Origin of the sequence: Olsenella profusa DSM 13989 (assembly GCF_030811115.1) — a bacterium.
Lineage (GTDB): Bacteria > Actinomycetota > Coriobacteriia > Coriobacteriales > Atopobiaceae > Olsenella_F > Olsenella_F profusa.
Genome location: NZ_JAUSQK010000001.1, coordinates 1908482 through 1924631, shown reverse-complemented (window position 1 = coordinate 1924631; position 16150 = coordinate 1908482). Strand labels below are relative to the sequence as shown.

Genomic DNA, 16150 nt, shown 5'->3' with positions numbered 1-16150 from the left:
CGGTTCCTTGGGGTGGTGTTGCTCGGACAAGGGACGCTCTGTGCCCCTGCAGAGCCCGTCGGCTAGCTAACGGAACGCATGCCCTCGATATGGACACGCACATCGACATCCGTGAGCTCGGCAATTCGTGCAAGCACAAACTGCACCGCGCTCACGAGGTTATCCGCCACGGAGGTTATGTTGACGCCAGAGACCACGATGACATGCAGGTCGACCACGACCCTGCCCTCCTGCGTGGAGACGTCGATGCCCTTGCGCAGGCGATAGGTGGGAAGCAGGCGATAGGCGCCCTCCACCTGGTCTCCCAACGTCATGCCCACGACGCCATAGCATTCAAGGGCGGCGAACCCCACGAGATCGGCAATGACGTCGTTGGATACCTTGAGGCTTCCGGGAATGTCCTGAGCCATACAGTTCTCCTCTCGCCGGGCTGACAGCGTGCTCAGCCGGTACATACGCCATGTATCATAGCCCACCAATGTGCAGGGCACGGCGAGAAGAGGTCGACTTTGCCCCTCTCGGACGCCCCGCAGGCCACGCCGCCCGCCGTCCTACCTACAAAACCAACACACCAACTCGCGTTGCGCATTCGAGGATCCCCCTGGCTGTGCTATAGTTGCGCAGCTTTGGAAATTGCGGGCGCCCCGCGCGTCGCCCTTTGGAGGTCGTAACATGTCGAAGGTCTGTGATATCTGCGGCAAGCACGCCGTTGCCGGTCGTTCCGTGAGTCACTCCCACCGCACCGTCAACCGTACGTTCAAGCCTAACATCCAGCGCGTCACCGTGTATGAGAACGGTCGCGCCGTCAAGAGGAACGTCTGCACCCGCTGCCTCAAGAAGGGCACCGTCGCCCGCAGCGCCCAGCAGGCGTAGGCGTCTTCCCCCATAGCTCGATCGGGGGAGCCTTCGGGCTCCCCTTTTGGTGGGTCTGGCAGACCTCATCAGCTCGCAGGGACGCGAACCGGGGGAGAGCCTGCGGGTTCCATGAGCGTCCACGGCTCTCCCGCATCCGTATGCCGCTATGCGAGCAGGAACACCGCCAACGTGCCCGCATGGCACACGACCTCGGCCGCAGCGGAGGTCACGACGTTCGAGACGCCCTCATCGCCCAAAGGCGGCAGCTCCCGCTGGTCAAGCTCCCACTTGAGCCCCCGCTCCGAGAGCATGCTGTCCGGTTCCAGGGCAATGGCAGAGAGCGTCCTGCCCCGCGCAGTCGCATCCAGCCGCCAGCGGTCGCATCCCCCCGCACGCAGCACGCGGCACTCGAAGCCATCCTCCACAAGCCTCACGGACGCATGTCTCTCGCGCGCCAGGCAGGCAAGCTGCCCCAGCACGGCCAGGGCGTGGTCGGGCCGACCCCCCGAGGCACAGGTGAGCGTGAGCATGAGCGCCGTACCCCGTCGTGCGGCCTCGTGACGTGCGCAGTCCAGGGACAGGGCGAGGTCGGTCGCGTACTTGTCCCTGGGAAACTCGATGATGCGCCGTGCGGCGTTCCGCGCCCACGCACCCGTCTCGGGCGCCACGGAGTCGGCATCGCCACAGAACGCATCGGGCGTCCCCCCCGCCGCCCGCAGCGTCTGCGCGCCGCGATCGACGGCGATGACGTAGTCGCTCTCCCCCGCCAGGCGCCGCACGAGCTCGGGGCTGCTGGGCTGGGGTGACCCATCCACCACCAGCACACGCGTGACGCCCCTTGGCCTGGCAGCGGGCCTCTCGTAGTCCTCGAGCAGCGACAGTGACAGCTCGCCATACCCATGCACGAGGATGTCCGCAGGGGCGGACGATGCCACCAGGCTACGGGTGCCGCCGTCGTCGAAGACGCAGACCGTGGGAAGGCCCGCCGCATGGGCGGACGCAAGGCCGACCGGCGAGTCCTCAAAGACCCAACTCGCCCCCAGGGGCGTCCCCAGGCGACGGCAGGCCTCGAGGTAGATGTCCGGCTCCTCCTTGCCCACCCCCACCTCATCGGCACTGATGACGAACTCAAAGAGGTCATCGATGCCCTGGGCCACAAGGGCAGCCGTCACCTCAGGGACGCTTGTGGCGGATGCGACGCAGAGCCTCACGCCCGCCGCCTCGAGCTCCCGCAGGAAGCGCTCGCACTCCGGATACAGGTGTACGGAGGTGCGGTAGGCATCGCGCACGCAGGCGAGCAGCCTCTCCTGCATCACCTCGGCGGAATCGGGCGCCCCGTACACGTCGTGGAAGTGACGGCACATGATCTCCACTGGCTCGGGCTCCGTCCTGTCAAAGACGGCCTCCTCGTCGGGGACGCCCTCCTGCCGCAGCAGTTCGACGGTGACGTCATGCCACACGCCCATGGAGTCGACGATGGTCCCGTCCAGATCGAATATCGCACCCTCTATGCGCACGGCAGTACCACCTTGACCTCGTCATCTCTCGGACGCCGAATATGATAGCAGCATGGTGGGCGCCATCGACCACCCACCCACGAGGCACAACGGGTACAGTGGCTACGGAACAGGCGGATGCGACAGGCAAGGGAGACTGGTTCGATGGCTCTGTACGACTACCGGTGCACGACGTGCGGCAAGCGGTTCGAGGTCGAGAGGCCCATGGGCATACATCCCACGGCGACCTGTCCCGACTGCGGGAACGAGGCCGAGCTCACGATCGTGCCCTCCGACATCGTGCTCTCGGGCCCTGGCTTCTACAACACCGACCAGAAGAGCAAGTGACAGGCTGCGCGCAGCCGCACCGGCAGAGCCTCGGCAAGGCACGGCCACGATCGCATCCCCGGGAGCCCGAGGACGTCGGGCCGAGTCCCCGACGGCGTTGCGCCGGACATGACCGCTCGCCAGCCCATCGTTCCCTTTCACGGGAAATCCTCTGCCCCACCCTACCGCTCGCGCCGAGCCACAGGACGGTCGCAGGCATCTTTATGGGGGCATAATGAATCAATATTTGTGGGATCGATCGACCAGGCTGATAGTCATAGGCAATCGGGCGGCACACGGCAGCCGCCTCCCTCGGAAAGGGGTGCATATGACTGGTACGGCAGGCAGATGGTCGACGGGCACGGGACGCACGGGCCTCATCAAGGGCATCGTGTGCGTCGCCCTTGGTCTCATCCTCTTCTTCCTCCCCGTTCCCGCTGGGGTCGACCCGCGTGGCATGCACATGCTCGGCATCTTCATCGGGACGATACTGGCGCTCATCCTGCAGCCGTTGCCCACGTCCGCCGTCGCGATCATAGGACTCGCGCTGGCTATGGCGACCGGATCGATGAGCACCAAGGAGGCCTTCTCCGGTCTCGGCAGCGGGTCGGTGTGGCTCATCGTCGCCGCATACTTCATCGCCCAGGGCTTCGTCAAGACGGGACTGGGTCGGCGCATCGCGATCTGGTTCCTCTCCAAGCTCGGGGGATCGTCACTGGGCACGGCCTATGGCCTGGCCGTCACCGACCTCATCCTCTCGCCCGCCATGCCCTCGAACACGGCACGCCTGGGGGGTGTGCTCTTCCCCATCATCACCTCCATCGGCAAGCTGCAGGACTCCACACCCGAGGGCGGCGATGCGTCGCGCAAGCGCATCGGTGCCTATCTGTGCGCGACCGCCAACAACGTCAACGCCGTGACCTCCGCGATGTTCCTCACGGCCATGGCCGGCGGCCCCATCTGCATGGGCCTGGCGGCCGAGCAGGGCATCACGCTGGACTGGGTCACCTGGGCGCTCGGCGGGATCGTCCCCGGCCTCGTCGCCCTTGCCCTCCTCCCCCGCGTCGTGCACGCGATCTTCCCGCCCACCCTCAAGGACACACCCGAGGCACGGCAGAACGCCATCCAGGAGCAGAGGAGCATGGGCAGGATGAGTGTCCAGGAGCGCATCATGGGAATGACCTTCCTGGCTATGCTCGTGCTCTGGTGCCTGGGCTCCACGCTCGACATGGCTGCCGTCACCGTCGCGTTCCTCGGGGTCTCAATCCTGCTCGTGACCCACGTCATCGACTGGAAGGACATGGCCGCCAACAAGTCCGCCTGGCAGACGCTGATCTTCTTCGGCATCCTGATTGGGATGGCATCGCAGCTCAACACGCTCGGTGTCATCAGTTGGATCGGTGGCTTTCTGGCAGGCGGCATCGAGGGGATGTCGTGGCCCGTCGTTCTCGTCCTGCTCACCATCTTCTACTTCGTGCTCCACTACCTGTTCGCATCCGAGCTCTCCCAGATCAGCGCCCTCTACACGCTCTTCCTGACCGTGGCCATCGCGGCGGGCGTCCCTTCCCTGCTGGCCGCCCTCATGCTCGGTGCCGCCTCGGCGCTCATGGGTGCGATGACCCACTACGCCTCCGGACCCGCGGCGCTCATCTTTGGCGCAGGCTATCTCACCACCCCCGAGTACTTCAGGATCGGCGCCGTCTGCGGCGTGGTCATGCTTGCGACATGGCTCACCGTGGGTCTCGGCTGGTGGCATATCATTGGCATCTGGTAATCGTCCCGACGGGAGGGCGCTGCCCAAGCACCACGACGTTCGGCTCTCAGCGGCAACACCTAGGGGATAGGAGCATGTCATGACCAAGCAAGGCTTTGCGGTACTCAACGATTCGCTGCTCAACAAGGGATGCGCCTTCACGCCCGATGAGCGTGAGGAGCTTGGCCTCACGGGGCTTCTGCCCGCGGCCGTGCTGACCATCGACCAGCAGGAGGCCATGGTGTACGAGCGCTTCCTCGCGCAGCCCACCGACCTCGCACGGCGCATGTACCTCATGAGCGTCCGCGACGACAACGCCCGCCTGTTCTTCTACAGCATGTCCAAGCACCTCACCGAGTACATGCCCATCGTCTATGCGCCCACGGTGGCACAGTCCATCGAGGGCTACAGCGACCACTACTTCGGCTCGAAGGTCGCCTACATCTCCATCGACCATCCCGAGGAGATCGAGCGGTCCCTGAGGGCCTTCGCAGGAGAGCGCACCGACATCCGTCTGGTGGTCGCCACCGATGCCGAGGGTATCCTGGGCATCGGCGACTGGGGTGCCAATGGCGCGGAGATCCTGACGGGAAAGCTTGCCGTCTACACGGCAGCCGCCTCCATAGACCCGGCCCAGATCCTGCCGGTCATGGTGGACGTGGGCACCAACCGCAGGGAGCTGCTCGATGACCCACGCTACCTGGGCAACCGGTTCGAGCGCGTGCGGGGACGGCGCTACGACGACTTCATCCAGCGGTTCGTGGACGTCTCCCTCGGGCTCTACCCCGATGCCCTCATGCACTGGGAGGACTTCGGCCGCCCCTGCGCGGCACCCATCCTCGAGCGGTACCGCGACAAGATCCTGACCATCAACGACGACATCCAGGGGACGGGCGTCACGGTGCTCGGCGCGCTCATCGCCGCGACGAAGGTGGCCGCGCGGGAGCTTGCCGACACCAAGGTCGTCACCTTCGGGGCGGGCACCGCCGGCATCGGCATCGACGACCAGATCGTCGATGGGCTCGTGCATCTCGGCGGCCTGAGCCTCGAGGAGGCCCGCAGCCGCATCTACCTGGTCGACCGCCAGGGGCTCATCCTCAAGGGCATGGACGGCCTCACCGATGGACAGCGGCTCTATGCGCACGGGGCGTCCGAGTTCCCGCAGGGGCTGGACACCCATGACCTCGCCGCCATCGTGAACGCCATCGCGCCCACCGCGCTCATCGGAACCTCCACGGTCCATGGCGCCTTCACCGAGGGGGTCTGCAAGAACATGGCGGCGCAGTGTGACCGTCCCCTCATCGCGCCCATCTCCAACCCCACCAAGCTCGCCGAGGCGACCGCCAAGGACGTCGTCACCTGGACCGCGGGCAGGGCCCTCGTCGTGACGGGCACGCCCTCGGCATCCTTCGAGTACGGTGGGCAGACCTACCACATCGGCCAGGGCAACAACGCCCTCATGTATCCCGGGCTCTGCCTGGGTGCCCTGATTCCCCGGTCCAGGATCGTGAGCGACGGCATGCTCCTCGCCGGCGCGTCGGCCCTCGCCGACATGGTCGACCTCGACACCCCTGGCGCGGCAATACTGCCTTCCATGGCCGAGCTTCCCAAGATCACGCGCACCGTCGCACGCGCCGTCGCACTCGAGTCCATCGAGGAGGGACTCAACCGCATCGAGGTGGCTGACGTCGAGCAGGCCATTGCTGACGCCGCCTGGGACCCAAGATACTAGCCCCGGACAGCCTCGAGCCACCCACGTCACCCGCCCCATGCCCCATGCCGCCACGTGGAAGCGTGACGGCATGCCTCCCGAGGCATCACGGACGACCCGCAGGGCATCTCGCGACCATGGGCGGCACGACATGATGACCGATGGGCGAACGTGCGGTGCATCTCCCCGATTCATGAACGCTCATTAAGTGACGAGGGTCTACCGTTGGGCCATGCAGGCAGGGAGCTGGTGAGAAGCCATGCTGGAAATCGACAACCTGCACGACATCGAGATCTTCTTGGAGGCAGTGCGCACGGGGAGCTTCACCGAGGCGGCACGGGCCCTTGGTATCTCTCAACCGACCATCTCGCACGCCGTCAAGCGCCTGGAGCGGACGCTGGGCACCGTGCTCTTCGAACGGCAGTCGTTTGGGACAGGCGGCATCAGGCTGACAAGATCGGGCCACATCTTCGAGGCGCATGCGGAGAGGATCGTGGAAGAGCTCCGCGAGGCCCGCAGAACGATCGATGACCTGGAGGGGCGTCGCACCATCTATCTGGGCATACCGCCCATTCTCCTGTCTCGCTTCTACAAGGGTGCCATCGTCACGCTGCAGAGGACCTACCACAAGAACAAGTTCGTCGTGCAGTCCCTTGGCTCCTCCCGCACGCTGCACGAGATCTCGCGTCACGCGCTCGATGCCGGCGTCGTGGCCTGCACCGGCTCGTTTCCCACGATTCCCAACGTCAGGGCCCGCAAGGTGGGTTCGTTTCCCTTCTGCTTCGTGACGCCAGCGGGACACCCATTCCTCACCGGCAGGCCGATAGAGCCCGCGGCCCTCGAGTGGTTGCCCCAGTTTCCCCTGGTCACCTTCACCAGTGACTACCTCCAGCGCACGACGCTCGAACGCCTCTTCGACGCGTATGGGCGCGACATCAGAATCATCGCCGAGATAGACCAGCTGCCGCTGCTCAAGGCACTTGTCGCCGCCGAAGTGGGCATCGGCTTCATGTCCACCGTCTCGCTGGGCGACAACGACCACGAGGTGACCATGACACCCATCGTGGGAACGGGCGCCCCCTCCTTCAACGTCTACGCCTTCCAGGACCTGACGCGCCCCTACTACCGCGACGACGCATGCATCAACGCCATCAGGGAGTTGCTGAGGGAACCGTTACCCAGGGTGGAGTAGCGCGGACAGTCGTGCGACACGGTACGGATACCCGACGCTACAGGGGCTCGGGGCTAGGCCGTGCGCACGAGCAGGGAAAGGTAGTGCGCGTCGGGGCCTCCACGCCGCTGGGCAAGGCAGAGCGAGCCTTCGGTGGAGGCGGCGTCCTCGTCCACCACGGTGCCGAGACGGGGCAGGGGCTTCCTCTCGAAGCCCCTGCCGGCAGCGCTCGCGAGGAATGCCTCCGTCCCCAGAGAAGGGGACGCACACAGCAGATCGCACATACGCGCCGCATGGCGCCGCTGCTCTGTCAGGAGCCCGAGGGCGACCCGCGAGGCGCATCGAGCGCCCGTCCTCGCGCCACCCTCCCTGTGCGGGCCTGCCGCCCTGCCCGTGCCGGCCATGCTAGAGGGTATCCCAGGACATGGCGCCCCTCAGACCGGATGCCCAGGCGGAGGCGGCCATCTCGCGCTTGCCGTCGGGCTTCACGCGCGTGAGCTCCAACGCACCGTCCACGCAGCCCAGGTACACATGTCCCCCGCGCACGAGCACACGGCCCTCGGCAACGGACGCGTCCGCGACACGCGCATCGAGTGCGCGCAGTCCCCTGCCGCCAACCGAAAGACGCGCCGGGGCCTCGTCAAGCGATGCCTGGACGCGCCGACGATTCTCCCATGCGCGTGCCGCGGGATCCAGGTGCATCTCCACCTTCTCGATCTTGGGCGCATAGGTAACTCGCAGGGGATCCTGCTCCACCCACACGGCGGTGCCTGCCGCGATCTCGCTGAGTGCGCCCGCCAGCTCATGGGCTCCCAGCCGCGCCAGTTCGTCCATGAGCTGGGGGCACGTCTGATCCGTGAGCGCAACGGACGCCTGACGGCAATACGCGCCGGCGTCCAACTCGTGGACGATGCGCATGATGGAGACGCCCACCCGCTCATCCCCCGCCAGCACGGCACGCAGGATGGGCGCGGCGCCACGCCAGCGCGGCAGGAGTGACCCGTGCACATTCACACAGCCCAGGGGGGCCATGTCGAGCAGCTCGTCCGGCAGGATGCAACCGAAGGCCGCAACGGCAAGGGCATCGGGCTGGGCGGCGCGGATCCGGGCGAGCAGCTCTGACGTGATGCGCTTGGTCTCCACCACGGGAAGGCCAAGTTCGAGCGCCGCCGCCTTGACGGGGGAGGCCACGAGCTTCCTACCGCGTCCTCGCACGGCATCCGGCCTGGTCAGCACCAGGGTGACCTCGTTGGTGCACGCGAGCTCGCGCAGGGATGGCACGGCGAAGTCGGGAGTTCCCATGAAGACGATGCGCATGACGTTCCCCCCTATTCTGTCGACGTCTCGCCTGGAAGCGCGCCTGCAGCGACCGCCTCCTGATAGTCACGCAGGGCGGCGATGCGCTTGGCGGGAGACAGATGGTCGACCATCGTGATACCATGCAGGTGGTCGATCTCATGCTGCAGGCACACGGCAAGGAGGTTGTCCTGGGCCTCATAGCGCATGAGGTCGCCATCGAGGTTGCGCGCCTCCACCACCACGTGGCTGGGACGGCTCACCTCCACACTGATGCCGGGGAACGACAGACAGCCCTCACTCGTGGTGCGTTCGGGACCATCCGCCACGACCACCTTGGGATTGACGAGCACATAGGGGTTCTTGGAACCCTCGCCATCAGCATGGTCCACGTCGATGACCACCAGCTGCACCAGTGCACCCACCTGCGGTGCGGCAAGGCCGCAGCCGTCGGAGGCATACATGTCCTTGAGCATGCGCTTAGCCAGGGCCTTCACACTGCCATCCACCCTCTCGATGGGAGCGCACTCGGTCATGAGCCGATCATCCGGCGCACAGACGATATCCTTCATTCCAGACATGGAAAGTTCCTTTCAGGCGAGATGGGCACGCCGTCACGCCATGGCTTGGACAACCTTTCCCATACTACCCAACAAGGGCGGGATCCTTCCACCGCATCGCAAGACGACGATTCATGGAAGGGTGTGCCAGACCGCACATGCGGAGGGCTTCGACACCCTGCGGCAGGCCAATGCGGAATGAGATCCCGTGCGCTGACGTGCCGCACAACGCCATGTTTGCGGTGGGGTGACACAATCCTTGTCATTTGCCCGCCGGACATGCGAAACCTCATGCAACGGAGTGTCCGCCCGTGGCAGAATGCCTCGGTGTGCGAGTCTTCATTCCAGATGCGCCACCCAGACCGTCACGTGGGCTGCGCTCATCGCCCACGCAGCGCTACATCGTGTCGTAGGCATCCACGTCGATCGCCATGCTCACGCCCCGCGGCACCCTGAGGGTGCGCACGCACGCCATGAGCAGCTCACCGGGGCCGCTGCCAAGCGGCGACTTCACCATGAGGTGACGTCGCACGCGATCCTTCACGCGTCCCTTGAGACAGTCGGTGGGGCCCAGCACCTCCCAACCAGGCTCCTCGCCGATGCGCGCGCGCACGGCCCGTGCCAGCTCGTCACCCACCTGTCGCACTGCCTGGACATCGATGCCCCAGAAGGTCACATTGGAGAGCCGGGAGAACGGCGGGTAGCCACCCTCCTGGCGATCCGCCAGCTCGGAGGCGAGGAACACGGAACGGTCATGGAGCAGCACGGCCTGGATGGCCGGATGCGAGGCCCAGTAGGTCTGAATGATGACCTCACCAGACACGTCTCCGCGTCCGGCACGGCCTGCGACCTGCTCCAGCAAGTCGTAGGTGCGCTCTGCCGCACGAAAGTCGGGAAGCTTGAGCGTGGTATCGGCATTCACGATGCCCACGAGCGTGACCTCGGGAAAGTCGAGTCCCTTGGCAATCATCTGCGTGCCCACGAGCACTGCGCACCGAGCGGCGTCAAACTGCTCGAGCAGGCGCTGGTGGGCGCCCTTGCCTTTGGTGGTGTCCGCATCCATGCGGATGACCTCGACGTCCTCACCCAGCAGCATCCTCAGCTCGTCCTCCACACGCTGCGTGCCTACGCCAAAGGCGCCCAGGTAGCGGCTCCCACAGTTGGGACAGCGCGTGGACGGGTCGGGGTAGGCCCTCACGGGCCAGTTGCGTCCACAGCTGTGGCATACCAACATGTGGCCGCGCTCGTGGTAGGTGAGGGCACACGAGCAGTGGGGACACTCGGGCACCGCACCACACTCGCGGCACATGAGGAAGTTCGCAAAGCCACGCCGGTTGAGCAGAAGCACTGCCTTACGGTGCTCGTCCCTGACTCTCAACAGGGCATCGACGAGAGGCGCAGAGAAGATCGAGCGGCTCCCTTGGGCAAACTGTCGCGTCATGTCCACGACACGCACCGTGGGAAGGGCTGCGCGTCCCGGACGCTCCGACATGGAGACCCGTGTCCAGCGCACGCCGAGCGCACGCCCTTCCTCACAGCGGGCAAGGCTCTCCAGCGAGGGGGTCGCAGAGCCCAGCACGAGCGCACAGCCGCGCTCCCGCGCAAGCCGGCAGGCCACCTCGCGCGCATGGTAACGCGGCGCGGAGTCCTGCTTGTAGGAGGCCTCGTGCTCCTCGTCGATCACGATGAGCCCCACCCGCGAGAACGGCGCGAACAGCGCCGAACGCGCTCCCACCACCACATGCACCTCGCCACGGCGCACGAGATCCCACTGGTCGAAGCGTTCACCGACGGAAAGGCGCGAGTGCAGGATGGCCACGTCACCGCCAAAGCGCGAGCGGAAGCGTCCCACCGTCTGTGCCGTGAGGGAGATCTCCGGCACGAGCACGATGGCGTTCGTGCCTGCAGCGCGCGCATGCTCGATGGCACCGAGGTAGACCTCGGTCTTGCCCGACCCCGTCACGCCATCCACGAGCACCACGTCACCGGAGGCGGCCCCACGCGCCTCATCAATGGCGGCGAGCGCCTCCCGTTGGCCCACGGTGAGCTCCTGGGGTCGCGCGGCCTGGGCGGACGAGAGCGAGGTGCCCGCGCCCCCGCGCACGCGTCGGCGCGACTCTACCGCCACCACGCCGTGCCCTTCCAGCGCTGAGACGGCGGCCCCGGCCCCAGGCATGGTAGCCGAGAGCTCCGCCATGCGAATGGGACCGTGCGTCAGCGCCTCGAGCACCTGGCGCTGGCGACTCGCATTCTTGCGGGGCTCGAAGCCCTCCGCCGCGGGCACGCGAAAGACCCAATGCTCGTCCACGGGACCGGAACGCTCGCACACGAGCGTCCAGCTCCCCTCGTCCGCACGCTCCACACGCATCGTCTGTCCTGGCGCAAGGAAGGGCCTCACGGCCTCGGGCAGCGTACAGGCATACTCGCGGGCCATCCAGCGGATGACGTGGGCGGCGCCCTCGTCAAAGGCAGGCTCCGCCAGCACGCGCTCGATGGGGAGCAATCGGGAGACGTCGACCCCCGGCTCGGGCACAGGGCCCACGTCCAGCACGTAGCCCACCACATCGCGATGGCCAAACGACACGAGCACGGTGACGCCCACCGTCACCTCGCCCGAGAGCTCGGGCGGGATGACGTAGTCATAGGTGCCGTCGAGGGCGCGCGTGGGAACGTCGGGGACGACCGCAGCGAAGCGCGCGGGCGCATCCGGCGTACGGCCAGCCTCCGTCATGCCAGCAGGTCCCAGAGCGTGATGCGCGTGCCGGGCGCCTCCACGTCGACGCCGTATGCAGTTGGGTAGTAGCGCGTGGAGAACGTGAGCTCGCCATCGTTCACGAAGACCTCCACCGAGGAGACGTCACCGACGATGCGAACGTTGCGCAGCTCGTCCAGACGCTCGAAGCGCACCTTGCGGCCCGCGCCCACGGATTCCATCGACTCGTCGAGGAAGCGCATCTCGAAGATCCCGCTGCCCCAGCTGAGCATGAGCTCCCGTCCCACATGGGCGCGCATGACATCGATCCTGCCGGTGAGGCCCTCGACGGTGAGGTCGAACTCCTTGCATCCATCAACATCGAGCTCGTCCTTTGCGCTGCGCTCGTTGGTGCGCAGGGCGTCCAGCTCGCTGACCGGCCTCTGCAGGACGCGGCCATCGAAGGCCGTCACCTCGCGCGCGATGGTGAAGCAGTGCTGCCAGCCATCCCGCAGGGTGAGGTTGGTGTACTCCTTGGTGTCGGGCATGCCCATCCAGCCGATGAGGATCCTGCGGCCGTCGGAGGCTTGGAAGGTCTGGGGCGCATAGAAGTCAAATCCCGCGTCCCACAGGGCGAAGGGCGACAGGTAGTTCTCGCCCAGAAGGTCGCCGCGCATCACGAAGTAGCCGCTCTGATATACGTTGCGATGCTCCCAGTCGCTGCCCCTGAGCCCCTGTGGCGAGATGCTCAGCACCTTGACATGCTCGCTTGCGGTGAGGTCGCCATCATCGGCAAGCTCGAAGTAGTCGGGGCACTCCCACATGTAGCCAAAGGGATACTCCGTGCTCACGCGGTTGGCAAGGCTCCAGTGCCTGAGGTCGTCGGAGCGAAACACCAGCACCTCGCCCTTGTCGTCCGTGCGTCGAGCCCCTTGGACCATGAGGTACGTTCCATCCTGGCGCCATACCTTGGGATCGCGCACGTGCTCGGTGTCATCCGCGGGATAGTCCGCGTTGGTCATGATGAGGCGCTTGGGCCCAAAGGTACGACCGTCGCGACTCGTCACATAGATGGTGTTGGCCTCACGCCCGCTGGTCACGTAGTCGTAGTGATCCTCGTCCTCGCGCTTGACGTTGCCCGTATAGAAGATGTGCATCAGGTCGTTCTCGACATAGGCGCAGCCCGAGTACACACCGGAGACGTCAAAGGGCTGGTCAGGGTAGATGGCCGTGCCCTCATAGGACCAGCGCACGAGGTCCTTGCTCGTGCTGTGGCCCCACATCTTGACGCCACCCTCGGGATTGAAGGGCGAGTACTGGAAGTAGGCATGGTAGGTGTCTCCCATCTGGCAGAGGCCATTGGGGTCATTGAGCCAGCCCACAGGCGGAACCAGGTGGAAGGATTGGGCATAGTGCCCCGGCGTGGCAAGGCGCTCCATGGCCTGCCGAAGCGCATTCAAGTCTGAGCTCAGTGGATTTCCCATGATGCCCTCCCCCTTCGCCACCGCCCACCCCGCTGGGCAGGATGGGCGGCAGACGGCACATCGCTCTCACGTCCTATGATGATAGTAGTGCATGCTGGGGCGGACGCGGATGCCACATCCCGCTATGAGGACAGCAGGCTTGCGCCTGAGCCCTTGTCAAACAGGTGCAGCGCGTTGGGGGCAAACGTGAAGCCGATCGCGTCACCTGGGTCATAGCTCCTACCACCCAGGTCAACCGAGGGAACGATGAGCACGAACTGACCATCGTCCGTGCTCACGTGCACATGGACGGTAGAGCCCATGAGTTCCGTCACCTCAACGGTGCCGCTCATGGCATCGGGCACGCCGACGTCAGCGAGCAGGAGCTGCTCGGGGCGCACGCCCGCCACCACGCTCGTCGCATCGGAGACGTCCTGCATCTGGGCGAGCTTGGCGCTCGTCTCCGCAGAGAGCGCGATGGAAAGGGAGACCGTCTCCAGGTGGTACTCCTTGCCTGTGCGCATGAGGCGGGCGTCGAAGAAGTTCATCTGTGGGACGCCGATGAAGCCGGCCACGAAGAGGTTGGCAGGATGGTCGAAGACCTCCTGCGGGGTGCCCACCTGCTGCACCACGCCATCCTTCATGACCACGATGCGATCGCCGAGGGTCATGGCTTCGGTCTGGTCGTGCGTGACGTACATGAACGTCGTGTCGATGCGCTGGCGCAGTTTGATGATCTCGGCACGCATCTGGTTGCGCAGCTTGGCATCCAGGTTCGAGAGGGGCTCGTCCATGAGGAGCACCTTGGGGTTGCGCACGATGGCGCGGCCGATGGCCACGCGCTGGCGCTGACCACCCGAAAGCGCCTTGGGCTTACGGTCGAGATACTCGGTGATGCCCAGGATCTGTGCCGCCTCGCGCACCTTCCCGTCAGCCTCGTCAGCGGGCGTCTTGCGCAGCTTGAGGGGAAAGGCCAGGTTATCGTAGACCGTCATGTGCGGATAGAGCGCATAGCTTTGGAAGACCATGGCGATGTCGCGATCCTTGGGAGCCACATCGTTCATGCGCTTGCCGTCGATGCACAGGTCGCCCCCCGAGATCTCCTCGAGACCGGCAACCATGCGCAGCGTCGTCGACTTGCCACATCCCGATGGTCCCACGAGCACCACAAACTCACGATCGGCCACATCGAGGTTGAAGTCGTCCACCGCAACGACGCCCTCGTCGGTCACCTTCAGGTTGCTCTTGCGCTCGGCCTCCCCCTTTCTATGGCGACGCTGTCTCTCGGTCGTGGGATAGACCTTCCTGATATGCTTCAGGTTTACCTCTGCCATGAGCTTCCTTCCTTTCGTCCGTACAGTCGGACCATCTTGGCCATGCGCATGGCCAGCTGGTCCGTGAGTTGCCCCTCCGTGAGGCGCCATTGCCAGTTTCCACCCACGTACCCCGGCGTGTTCATGCGTGACGCGCTGCCGAGTCCCAGGTAGTCCTGTATCTGTGCCATGAAGAGATCCGCGACGCTCGCCATGCCGCCACGTATGACGCCCCAGTTGAAGCCCTCATCACTATTGAGGCCCAGGTAGTCTATGGCCGTCTGGACATCGGCTGGGGCCGCCTCATCGCGCCATCCCATGATGGGCGCGTTATCGTGCGTGCCGGTGTAGCACACGCAATGCCGGTCATAGAGGTGCGGAAGGTAGCTCGTGGCCTCGCGGGAATCAAAGGCCAGCTCAAGTACCTTCATGCCGGGTAGTCCCGAGTCCTCGAGCAGGCGCGCGACCTCGGGGGTCACATAGCCCAGGTCCTCCGCGATGAATGACAGCTGCGGGAAGCTGCCGAGCAGCGCCCCCACGAGCTCCATGCCGGGACCCTTGACCCATCTGCCATGCTTGGCCGTCCGCTCGCCGGCAGGGACAGACCAGTAGCTCTCGAATCCGCGGAAGTGGTCGAGGCGCACCATGTCATAGAGCGAGGCTATGCCACCCATCCTGCGCACCCACCAGCCGAAGCCATCGGAGCGCATGGCATCGTAGTCGTAGAGCGGGTTACCCCACAGCTGCCCATCCGCATTGAAGTAGTCGGGGGGCACTCCCGCCACCCGCGTCGGCAGGTTGTCCTCGTCCAGCTGAAACCACTGGGGGTCCGCCCAGGCGTCCGCCGAGTCGAGCGCCACATAGATGGGCATGTCACCGATGATGCGCACCCCCCGCCCATGGGCATGGGCACGCAGGGCGTCCCACTGTTTGAAGAACAGGTACTGTAGGTAGGTATGGCACCGTATGTCGTCCGCCAGCTCCACGCGATAGCGCGTGAACGCCTCGGACGTGCGCAGACGCGCCTCCTCGTCGGGCCACTGCGTCCAGGCGGTCATGCCGAAGTGCTGCTTGAGCGCCATGAAGAGCGCGTAGTCATCAAGCCAGGAGGCGTGCTCCTGGGCAAAGGCGGCCACCTCGGTCTGGTCGCGCCTCCATCCGCGCCGATAGGCCCTGCGCAGAAGCGGGAGGCGCTCCCGAAAGAGCACGCCATAGTCCACGCGCTCGGGGTCGCTTCCCCACCCGATGGCCGTGACTTCCTCCTTGTCGAGCAGGCCCTCCTCGATGAGCTGGTCAAGGTCGATGAGGTAGGGGTTGCCCGCAAAGCTGGAGGGGCTCTGGTAGGGCGAGTCGCCATAGCTGGTGGGGCCAACCGGCAGCACCTGCCACCACGACTGTCCCGCCTGCGCGAGAAAGTTCACGAACGAGCGGGCCGCCGCACCGATCGTGCCGATGCCGTACGGCGATGGCAGCGACGAGATGGCCGCAATGACACCACACGAGCGTCCCATGG

At 65.7% G+C, this 16150-nt stretch carries 14 protein-coding genes; 5 read left to right on the top strand and 9 right to left on the bottom strand.

The features are described 5' to 3' along the window. Positions 1-62: 62 nt before the first annotated feature. The gene (locus tag J2S71_RS08870) at positions 63-410 is read right to left on the bottom strand and encodes an Asp23/Gls24 family envelope stress response protein (RefSeq protein ID WP_307390974.1); all 348 of its coding nucleotides are present in this window, start codon (positions 408-410) and stop codon (positions 63-65) included. A gap of 262 nt (positions 411-672) precedes the next feature. Between J2S71_RS08870 and rpmB the strand changes: the two genes are divergently transcribed. Further along, positions 673-873, top strand: coding sequence for a 50S ribosomal protein L28 (gene rpmB, locus J2S71_RS08865; protein ID WP_307390971.1), 201 nt, complete (start codon positions 673-675; stop codon positions 871-873). Between the two features lie 146 nt (positions 874-1019). Here the strand turns inward: rpmB and J2S71_RS08860 are convergent, their stop codons facing one another. Further along, on the bottom strand, positions 1020-2372 hold the full coding sequence (locus J2S71_RS08860; protein ID WP_307390968.1) for a thiamine diphosphokinase: 1353 nt from the start codon (positions 2370-2372) through the stop codon (positions 1020-1022). A gap of 144 nt (positions 2373-2516) precedes the next feature. Here J2S71_RS08860 and J2S71_RS08855 point away from each other — a divergent pair, with 144 nt between their 5' ends. The 4 genes from J2S71_RS08855 to J2S71_RS08840 all read left to right on the top strand — a co-directional run bounded on the left by J2S71_RS08855 (position 2517) and on the right by J2S71_RS08840 (position 7334). Further along, positions 2517-2699: an FmdB family zinc ribbon protein gene (locus J2S71_RS08855; protein ID WP_021725897.1), complete on the top strand. Its 183-nt coding sequence runs from the start codon at positions 2517-2519 to the stop codon at positions 2697-2699. Between the two features lie 307 nt (positions 2700-3006). Continuing rightward, on the top strand, positions 3007-4452 hold the full coding sequence (locus J2S71_RS08850) for a DASS family sodium-coupled anion symporter (protein ID WP_307390965.1): 1446 nt from the start codon (positions 3007-3009) through the stop codon (positions 4450-4452). A gap of 79 nt (positions 4453-4531) precedes the next feature. Next, the gene (locus tag J2S71_RS08845) at positions 4532-6163 is read left to right on the top strand and encodes an NAD-dependent malic enzyme (protein ID WP_307390963.1); all 1632 of its coding nucleotides are present in this window, start codon (positions 4532-4534) and stop codon (positions 6161-6163) included. A gap of 238 nt (positions 6164-6401) precedes the next feature. Further along, positions 6402-7334, top strand: a complete 933-nt coding sequence (locus tag J2S71_RS08840; RefSeq protein WP_307390960.1) for a LysR family transcriptional regulator — start codon at positions 6402-6404, stop codon at positions 7332-7334. A gap of 53 nt (positions 7335-7387) precedes the next feature. Here the strand turns inward: J2S71_RS08840 and J2S71_RS08835 are convergent, their stop codons facing one another. From J2S71_RS08835 to malQ, 7 genes are all read right to left on the bottom strand, one after another. Then, positions 7388-7597 (bottom strand): hypothetical protein, encoded by a 210-nt coding sequence (locus J2S71_RS08835; protein WP_307390958.1) that lies wholly within the window; start codon positions 7595-7597, stop codon positions 7388-7390. 121 nt (positions 7598-7718) lie between these two features. Continuing rightward, a complete protein-coding gene (fmt, locus tag J2S71_RS08830; RefSeq protein WP_307390955.1) occupies positions 7719-8630 on the bottom strand; it encodes a methionyl-tRNA formyltransferase in 912 nt (303 codons plus the stop codon). Between the two features lie 11 nt (positions 8631-8641). Next, positions 8642-9190, bottom strand: coding sequence for a peptide deformylase (gene def, locus J2S71_RS08825; protein WP_021725923.1), 549 nt, complete (start codon positions 9188-9190; stop codon positions 8642-8644). 376 nt (positions 9191-9566) lie between these two features. Continuing rightward, a complete protein-coding gene (gene priA / locus J2S71_RS08820; RefSeq protein WP_307390952.1) occupies positions 9567-11900 on the bottom strand; it encodes a replication restart helicase PriA in 2334 nt (777 codons plus the stop codon). Further along, positions 11897-13345: a glycoside hydrolase family 32 protein gene (locus J2S71_RS08815; RefSeq protein WP_307390950.1), complete on the bottom strand. Its 1449-nt coding sequence runs from the start codon at positions 13343-13345 to the stop codon at positions 11897-11899. The genes priA and J2S71_RS08815 overlap by 4 nt, the downstream gene beginning before the upstream one ends. A 122-nt stretch (positions 13346-13467) precedes the next feature. Then, positions 13468-14658, bottom strand: coding sequence for an ABC transporter ATP-binding protein (locus tag J2S71_RS08810; protein WP_307390946.1), 1191 nt, complete (start codon positions 14656-14658; stop codon positions 13468-13470). Next, entirely contained in the window at positions 14646-16148 is a 1503-nt protein-coding gene (gene malQ, locus J2S71_RS08805) for a 4-alpha-glucanotransferase (RefSeq protein ID WP_307390943.1), read from the bottom strand. Before malQ ends, J2S71_RS08810 begins: the two co-directional genes overlap by 13 nt. Positions 16149-16150 lie beyond the last annotated feature (2 nt).

Coding starts and splice junctions, on each gene's coding strand:
- J2S71_RS08835 (WP_307390958.1), bottom strand. CDS start 7,597: ATGTGCGATCTGCTGTGTGCGTCCCCTTCTCTGGGGACGGAGGCATTC.
- malQ (WP_307390943.1), bottom strand. CDS start 16,148: ATGGGACGCTCGTGTGGTGTCATTGCGGCCATCTCGTCGCTGCCATCG.
- fmt (WP_307390955.1), bottom strand. CDS start 8,630: ATGCGCATCGTCTTCATGGGAACTCCCGACTTCGCCGTGCCATCCCTG.
- J2S71_RS08850 (WP_307390965.1), top strand. CDS start 3,007: ATGACTGGTACGGCAGGCAGATGGTCGACGGGCACGGGACGCACGGGC.
- J2S71_RS08845 (WP_307390963.1), top strand. CDS start 4,532: ATGACCAAGCAAGGCTTTGCGGTACTCAACGATTCGCTGCTCAACAAG.
- J2S71_RS08870 (WP_307390974.1), bottom strand. CDS start 410: ATGGCTCAGGACATTCCCGGAAGCCTCAAGGTATCCAACGACGTCATT.
- priA (WP_307390952.1), bottom strand. CDS start 11,900: ATGACGGAGGCTGGCCGTACGCCGGATGCGCCCGCGCGCTTCGCTGCG.
- J2S71_RS08815 (WP_307390950.1), bottom strand. CDS start 13,345: ATGGGAAATCCACTGAGCTCAGACTTGAATGCGCTTCGGCAGGCCATG.
- rpmB (WP_307390971.1), top strand. CDS start 673: ATGTCGAAGGTCTGTGATATCTGCGGCAAGCACGCCGTTGCCGGTCGT.
- def (WP_021725923.1), bottom strand. CDS start 9,190: ATGTCTGGAATGAAGGATATCGTCTGTGCGCCGGATGATCGGCTCATG.
- J2S71_RS08855 (WP_021725897.1), top strand. CDS start 2,517: ATGGCTCTGTACGACTACCGGTGCACGACGTGCGGCAAGCGGTTCGAG.
- J2S71_RS08810 (WP_307390946.1), bottom strand. CDS start 14,658: ATGGCAGAGGTAAACCTGAAGCATATCAGGAAGGTCTATCCCACGACC.
- J2S71_RS08840 (WP_307390960.1), top strand. CDS start 6,402: ATGCTGGAAATCGACAACCTGCACGACATCGAGATCTTCTTGGAGGCA.